Source organism: Candidatus Symbiopectobacterium sp. (genome assembly GCF_020054415.1).
GTDB lineage: Bacteria > Pseudomonadota > Gammaproteobacteria > Enterobacterales > Enterobacteriaceae > Symbiopectobacterium.
On record NZ_JAHWCO010000218.1, the window covers coordinates 1 to 6,794 of the forward strand.

Consider the following 6,794-nt stretch of genomic DNA (forward strand, 5'->3'; position numbering starts at 1 on the left):
CGCGTGACACGCCCATGATCTTGCAGGCTTTTGATACGTTACCGAGTTCTTCGGCGATATTGAGCAGGCCGGCTTTGTGTTTGATAATGGGATTGTTAGTATGAAGCATGAGAGTTACCTCGCGTTTTGTTTAAGGATTAGATACCCATATCAAAACCGGTAACTCTCAACCTTTCAAGGTCAAGTGTCAGATCTAGTCGCGACTAATACACATAAGCATACCACTGTTATTATTCTACCAGTCAAAATACATCGCCAGTATCCCCTTCTACAACGGGAGAGCAACGCGCTGATTTTCCCACCACATGGCCTGTGAAATAAAGGTAGAAAACCTAATAACCTCAGATAGGTGAGTGGTAAAATGTGTGCAAAATTTAAAGACTCACAATTTTTTTGACATTCTACAACGCGGTACACGGCATAATCGGTAATTGTCGCTAATGTAGGCAATTACCGTCACAAACACCGTCAAATCACACGTGAGAACTGCTGGGTCCGTGCTTTAGCACGTAGATAACTGTCAAAGCACATGCAGATATTGCGAATCAACAAGCGGCCTTTCGGTGTTACCACGATCCCCGTAGGGTGCAATTCAGCCAGGCCATCCTGCACCAACGGTGCCAACAGGCGCAAATCTTCCGCGAAGTAGAGGCGACAATCGATGCCATAGTCCGCTTCAATCGCTGCGTAATCCAGACGGAAATTACAGATAAGACTTTTGATCACATCACGACGGATGCAGTCATCGTGCGTCAAGCGCGAGCCGCGCCACAACGCATTGCCCTGCTCCCCCACCTTTTCGTAGTAGGTTTTCAGCGCCTTTTCATTTTGCGCGTAGCTGTCGCCAATCATGCTGATCGCCGACACCCCCATGCCCAGCAGGTCAGTGTCACCTTGCGTGGTGTAACCCTGAAAATTACGGTGCAATTTACCGGCACGTTGTGCCAGCGCCAGCTCATCGTCTGGGCGAGCAAAGTGATCCATGCCGATAAACTGATAGCCCGAGTGGGTGAGCGTGGTAATGGTTTGGCGCAGAATCTCCAGCTTTTGCGCGGGGCTCGGTAAATCCGCATCTTTGATTTTACGCTGGGCAGCAAACAGCGTCGGCAAATGGGCGTAATTGAATACGCTGAGCCGGTGCGGACTTAACTCAGCAACGCGTTGCAAGGTAAACGCAAAGCTTTCCGGCGTCTGTTTCGGCAAACCGTAAATAAGGTCTATATTGGTGGAGGTAAAGCCAAGCACTTTGGCACGTTCAATTAGCGCAAAGATAACTGCCTCATCCTGCTCACGATTCACCAGACGTTGCACTTCCTTGTTGAAATCCTGCACGCCCATGCTCAGGCGATTAAAGCCTTCCACACGCAGGTGATCGAGGATATTCAGCTCGATTTCACGGGGATCGACCTCGAGCGAGATTTCCGCCTCATCTGCAAACTGGAAATTCTCGCGCAGCAGCGCCATCAATCGGCTGATTTGATCTTTGTTGAGATAGGTCGGCGTGCCGCCGCCCCAGTGCAGTTGCGTGACGATGCGCCCGGAAAACAGCGGCGCGCGCTGGCGAATCTCCGTGGCCAGCACATCAAGATATTCTTCTGCTTTGTGCTGCTGGCGCGTCACCAGCTTGTTGCAACCGCAGAAATAGCACAGGCGATGACAAAACGGGATATGGACATAGAGCGACAGCGGCCGCTCAGGGTAACGCGCTATCGCCTGGCGGAATGCCGCATCATCATACTGCTCGTTAAACTCGAGCGCCGTGGGATACGAGGTGTAACGCGGCCCGGAATAGTTGTATTTTTGAATTAGGGCTAAATCCCAATCGACGTGTTGATCTTGCATGCTGTTACTCCTTACGCTTATATTTCCCGGTAGCGCTTTTCAGCGACAGCTTACGCTGTCCTGTCCCGAACACGGTGCGCTGTAGTCGCGTTTTACGCCGGGAAAGCAGCCACAGTTTAGCCAACAGGCACAGCAAATAACAGACAACCAACACCAGGATGAGAGACAGTAGCCCTTTCATCTATCAGAATACGTCTTTCGGGTTATTACGTTTGAGGAGCTGCATAATGTCTTCCCGCTGCGCTTCCTCTTCCTCATCATCCATTTCGATGCCCAGCTCATCCATCAGGGCATTGATACGATCGAGCGTGCTGTCCGCCCATTTCTGCTCATCTTTGCTCAGCGTTTCGCCGTTATCCAGACGTTCCAGCAGGGCATCGAGGCGATCGTCATTTTCCAGCAGAGCCAGCTCCTGCTCAGGAGTTAGCCGTGTTTCAAGCAGCGTGTCTGATTTAGCCGGTACGGCCGCTTTCGCGGGCTTTGCGCTTTTCGGCGTGTCATCACTGACGATCAGCGCGACCGGTTTTTTGCTCCCAATACGAGGATCGCGTATCTTGCTCTGGCCAGATTTGCCCGCCTCCACTGTCTCAGGATGCGCGCGACTGCCCGCCGCATGACCACTTTGTTTTTTCTGACGTTTACGCTCCCAGCCTTCGCTGTTAAGCTCGGCGCGCGTCTTTTTCTTGGCTTTCGATGTCGACGCCTTCGCGCCTGGGGCTTTGGTGCCCGAATTTTTCACCGGCTGTTTCATAACAACACTCTCAGGTAAACAGAAGACAATTGCGGCGGAATCTAGCAGAAAGGCCAGCAATAAAAAAGGGTTGGTGCGGCTAACTGGGCGAATTCGCCTTGTGCGCTACACGCTGCGACCGATAACCCCGCGTTTCGGGTCAGTTATAGGTATAATAGACCCAAAACCCCTTATCCAGACAGAGATAACCATTGTGACCGAACAACAGAACCAAAACGTGACGCATAACTACAATGTGACGCATTTTGTCACCAGCGCGCCCGATATTCGTCACCTGCCTGCCGATAGCGGTATTGAAGTGGCGTTTGCCGGACGCTCGAACGCGGGAAAATCCAGCGCGCTTAACACGCTGACCAACCAAAAAAGCCTGGCGCGCACCAGTAAAACACCGGGACGAACCCAGCTTATCAACCTGTTTGAAGTCACAGACGGCGTGCGTCTGGTTGACCTTCCCGGCTATGGCTATGCCGAAGTTCCGGAAGAGATGAAGCGGAACTGGCAGAAAGCACTGGGGGAATATCTGCAAAAACGTGCCTGTCTGCAAGGACTGGTGGTGTTGATGGATATCCGTCATCCGCTGAAAGATCTCGATCAGCAAATGATTGAATGGGCCGTGGATGTGGATCTGCCGGTGCTCATTCTGCTCACCAAATCCGATAAACTGGCTTCCGGTGTGCGCAAAGAGCAACTGAATGCTGTGCGTGAAGCAGTGCTCGCGTTTGGCGGAGATATTCAGGTTGAAGCCTTCTCCTCCTTGAAAAAAGAAGGGGTGGATAAACTGCGTAAGAAACTCGATCTGTGGTTCAACACCCGTCCTTCGGTGCAAGACGACGGCGATAATTAAGATTAACTGCCGCGATCGTTAGCGATCTTGCTGCGTTTTTCTGACTCGCGCCCAATAAAAAACGCCCCAGTCACCGAAGTGGCAGGGGCGGCTAATATTCAGCCAAATCCGATTACGTGAAGTAAAAGGTCTGAAAGATAGAACATCTTACCTCTGTACCCTACGTCGTCAACTCTACCCTATTTTTTCGCCAGAACAAAGGTTTTTTTGTTGTTTAGTTTCATAAAAAATGACTATGTGTCACACAAAGTCGAGCAAGCCACCCAATCCTGTAGTTTAATTACAGAAATGAATAACGTAATGCGCATTAAACGTTCAGTTGCAACACCCTGTTTTTCTGTACATTAATGCGCCTCATCCCAGTTTTTACCTTCGCCCACATCCACACGTAACGGAACGTTTAGCGACATACAACCCTCCATCAGGGTAGCGATCTTTTGTTTTGCCGCATCCAGCACCGACTCATGTACTTCAAACACCAATTCATCGTGTACCTGCATGATCATGTTCACCTGCGGCTGTTCTTGCTGTAGCCAACTATCGATCGCAATCATCGCTTTCTTGATGATATCGGCGGCAGTACCCTGCATCGGGGCGTTAATGGCGGCACGTTCAGCTGCCTTGCGGCTCATCGCATTGCGTGAGTGAATATCCGGCAAATAGAGACGGCGCCCATCCAGCGTCTGCACGTACCCTTTCTCTGCAGCTTCCTGACGGGTTCTTTCCATGTAGTCCTGCACACCAGGGTAGCGCTCGAAATAGAGGTTCATAAAGCGCTGCGACTCGGCGCGGGGGATCCCCAACTGACGTGACAGACCGAAAGCACTCATGCCATAAATCAAACCAAAGTTGATGGCTTTGGCGCTGCGGCGCTGCTCTCCGGTGACGCTCTCCAGCGGCAAGCCAAAGACTTCTGCGGCGGTGGCGCGGTGAATGTCCAGCCCTTCAGCAAACGCGTTGAGCAACCCAGCGTCACCGGAAAGGTGCGCCATAATACGCAGTTCGATCTGAGAGTAGTCTGCCGCCACGATGTGATATCCTTCAGGAGCAATAAACGCCTGACGAATGCGTCGCCCTTCATCGTTGCGTACCGGGATGTTTTGTAGATTGGGATCACTGGAGGAAAGACGCCCCGTCGCCGTGACCGCCTGATGGTATGACGTGTGCACCCGCTGGGTCAGCGGATTGATCATCAGCGGCAGCTTGTCGGTGTAAGCCGATTTCAGTTTCGCCAGCCCACGATATTCCAGAATGCGTTTAGGCAGCGGATAGTCATGCGCCAGCTCTTCCAACACTTCTTCATTGGTGGAAGGGGCACCTTTCGGCGTTTTCTTTAGCACCGGCAGCTTTAGCTTATCGTATAAGATCCCCCGCAACTGCTTAGTGGAGGCAAGGTTAAACGCTTCACCGGCCAGTTCATGCACTTCGGTTTCAAGCTCAGCGAGACGTGTGGCCAGTTCCTGAGAATGCTGCGCCAAAATGCCCGCATCAATCAGTACCCCCTGACGCTCAATGCGTGACAGCACCGGCACCAACGGCATATCAATATCACGGAACACCTTCACCAGTTCCCCTTGCTGTTGCAGATTTTCCCACAGGGTTTGATGCAAATGCAAAGTGACATCCGCATCTTCTGCGGCATAGGTGCTGGCCTGTTCAACAGGAATCTGATTAAAGGTAAGCTGGTTCTTGCCTTTACCCGCAATCTCTTCAAACGAAATGGTTTTATGTTGCAGATAGCGTTCGGCTAGGCTGTCCATATCATGACGGCCTGCCACGCTGTTTAACACGTAAGACTCCACCATGGTGTCATACGCAATACCACGTAGCTCAATGTCATAACGCTTCATCACGCCCTGATCGAACTTCAGGTTCTGCCCAATTTTGCGCAGCACGCTGTCTTCCAGCAGGGGTTTAAGCAATTCCAGTGTACGAGTTCTGTCGATTTGCTCCGGCGCATCCAGATAATCATGCGCCAGCGGCAGATACACCGCTTCACCCGGCGTCACCGCAAACGACATACCAATCAGATTGGCGCTCAGCGTATCCAAGCCGTCGGTTTCTGTATCAAACGCAAACTCTCCCGCCTTTTGGAGACGGGCAACCCACGACAGTAAGGTTTCTTCATCCTGAATAGTGAGATAGCCTTCACGGCTCAAGGCAACAGTTGCTTCCGCTGGCGACTGTGGCTGCGTTTGTTCCGCAGGCGTTGGCTGCGGAACCGAAGATTGCACCTTGCGACCTTGCATCCAGGTGTCGCTTTCCACATCGGCCATCCAGCGTTTGAAATCATAGCGCTTAAACAGCCCGTGCAGCGCATCCACATCGGGTTCATTCACCGAGAGCTCAGTGCAGGTCAGCTCCAATTCGACGTCAGTTTTGATGGTCGCCAGTTGATAAGAGAGGTATGCCGCTTCTTTATGCTGTTCCAGCTTTTGCGCCATGGTCTTTGCGCCGCGAAAGGACAGCGTGGCGATTTTATCCAGATTACCGTACAGGGTATCTAATCCCCCCAACCCCTGGAGTAACGCCTGAGCCGTTTTTTCACCGACGCCCGGCACACCCGGAATATTATCCGATGCATCCCCCATCAGGGCCAGAAAATCGATAATCAGCTCCGGCGGAATACCGTATTTGTCGCAGACTTCCTGCGGCCCAAGCACCGTATTGTTCATGGTGTTGATAAGCGTGATCGTCGGTGACACCAGTTGCGCCATATCTTTATCACCGGTGCTGATCAGTACCGGCGTACCCACACTTTCTGCCTGACGCGCCAGCGTACCGATCACGTCATCCGCTTCCACACCTCTTACAGCCAACAAAGGCAACCCCATGGCACGCACCATCGCGTGCAGCGGCTCAATCTGCGCACGCAGATCGTCTGGCATCGGGGGGCGATGCGCCTTGTAGTTTTCGAACAGTTCGTCGCGGAACGTTTTTCCTTTGGCATCAAACACCACAGCGACATGGCTGGGAGAGAACTGAAGCAACAGGCTGCGCAGCATATTCAGTACGCCATACATGGCACCTGTCGGCTCACCTGCGTTATTCGTCAAAGGAGGGAATGCGTGGTAGGCACGGTATAAATACGACGAGCCATCGACCAAGATTAACGGGTTTTGCGGAATCTGCACCATGTTCTGTCATGACCTATGTCGTCCATCATGGCGCTAAGCATGCCATAGCTCACAGCAAGAGACGAACGTTAACGCACAGAAAACGGCTTTGTTGAATAAATCAGAACTTGTAACGACTGCGCCCCATACGGGTCGATTGTTACGTGATGCGAATACTGTTCGGCATTCCTAATAGCGTGATCCGGTTAAGCGCTTTGACCATGGCCATGGCTTCACCCAC

The 6,794-nt window shown here is 52.0% G+C and carries 6 protein-coding genes and 1 pseudogene; 1 reads left to right on the top strand and 6 read right to left on the bottom strand.

Going from position 1 to position 6,794, the window contains the following annotated elements:
- The 4 genes from QZ506_RS06420 to yihI form a co-directional block, all read right to left on the bottom strand.
- Positions 1-109: helix-turn-helix domain-containing protein (locus QZ506_RS06420; RefSeq protein ID WP_291969899.1), on the bottom strand; the 109-nt coding region annotated here is incomplete at its 3' end.
- A 359-nt stretch (positions 110-468) separates the two neighbouring features.
- Positions 469-1,842, bottom strand: coding sequence for an oxygen-independent coproporphyrinogen III oxidase (hemN, locus tag QZ506_RS06425; protein WP_291969896.1), 1,374 nt, complete (start codon positions 1,840-1,842; stop codon positions 469-471).
- A 4-nt stretch (positions 1,843-1,846) separates the two neighbouring features.
- Complete coding sequence (locus tag QZ506_RS06430; RefSeq protein ID WP_291969900.1) at positions 1,847-1,996, bottom strand: high mobility group protein Z; 150 nt, start codon at positions 1,994-1,996, stop codon at positions 1,847-1,849.
- Between the two features lie 30 nt (positions 1,997-2,026).
- The gene (gene yihI / locus QZ506_RS06435) at positions 2,027-2,593 is read right to left on the bottom strand and encodes a Der GTPase-activating protein YihI (RefSeq protein ID WP_291969897.1); all 567 of its coding nucleotides are present in this window, start codon (positions 2,591-2,593) and stop codon (positions 2,027-2,029) included.
- Between the two features lie 217 nt (positions 2,594-2,810).
- Between yihI and yihA the strand changes: the two genes are divergently transcribed.
- Positions 2,811-3,437 (top strand): ribosome biogenesis GTP-binding protein YihA/YsxC, encoded by a 627-nt coding sequence (yihA, locus tag QZ506_RS06440; RefSeq protein ID WP_291969901.1) that lies wholly within the window; start codon positions 2,811-2,813, stop codon positions 3,435-3,437.
- A gap of 344 nt (positions 3,438-3,781) precedes the next feature.
- Here the strand turns inward: yihA and polA are convergent, their stop codons facing one another.
- Positions 3,782-6,574, bottom strand: a complete 2,793-nt coding sequence (gene polA / locus QZ506_RS06445) for a DNA polymerase I (protein WP_291969898.1) — start codon at positions 6,572-6,574, stop codon at positions 3,782-3,784.
- A gap of 139 nt (positions 6,575-6,713) precedes the next feature.
- A pseudogene (locus QZ506_RS06450) lies at positions 6,714-6,794 on the bottom strand (lipoprotein); the annotation flags it as partial.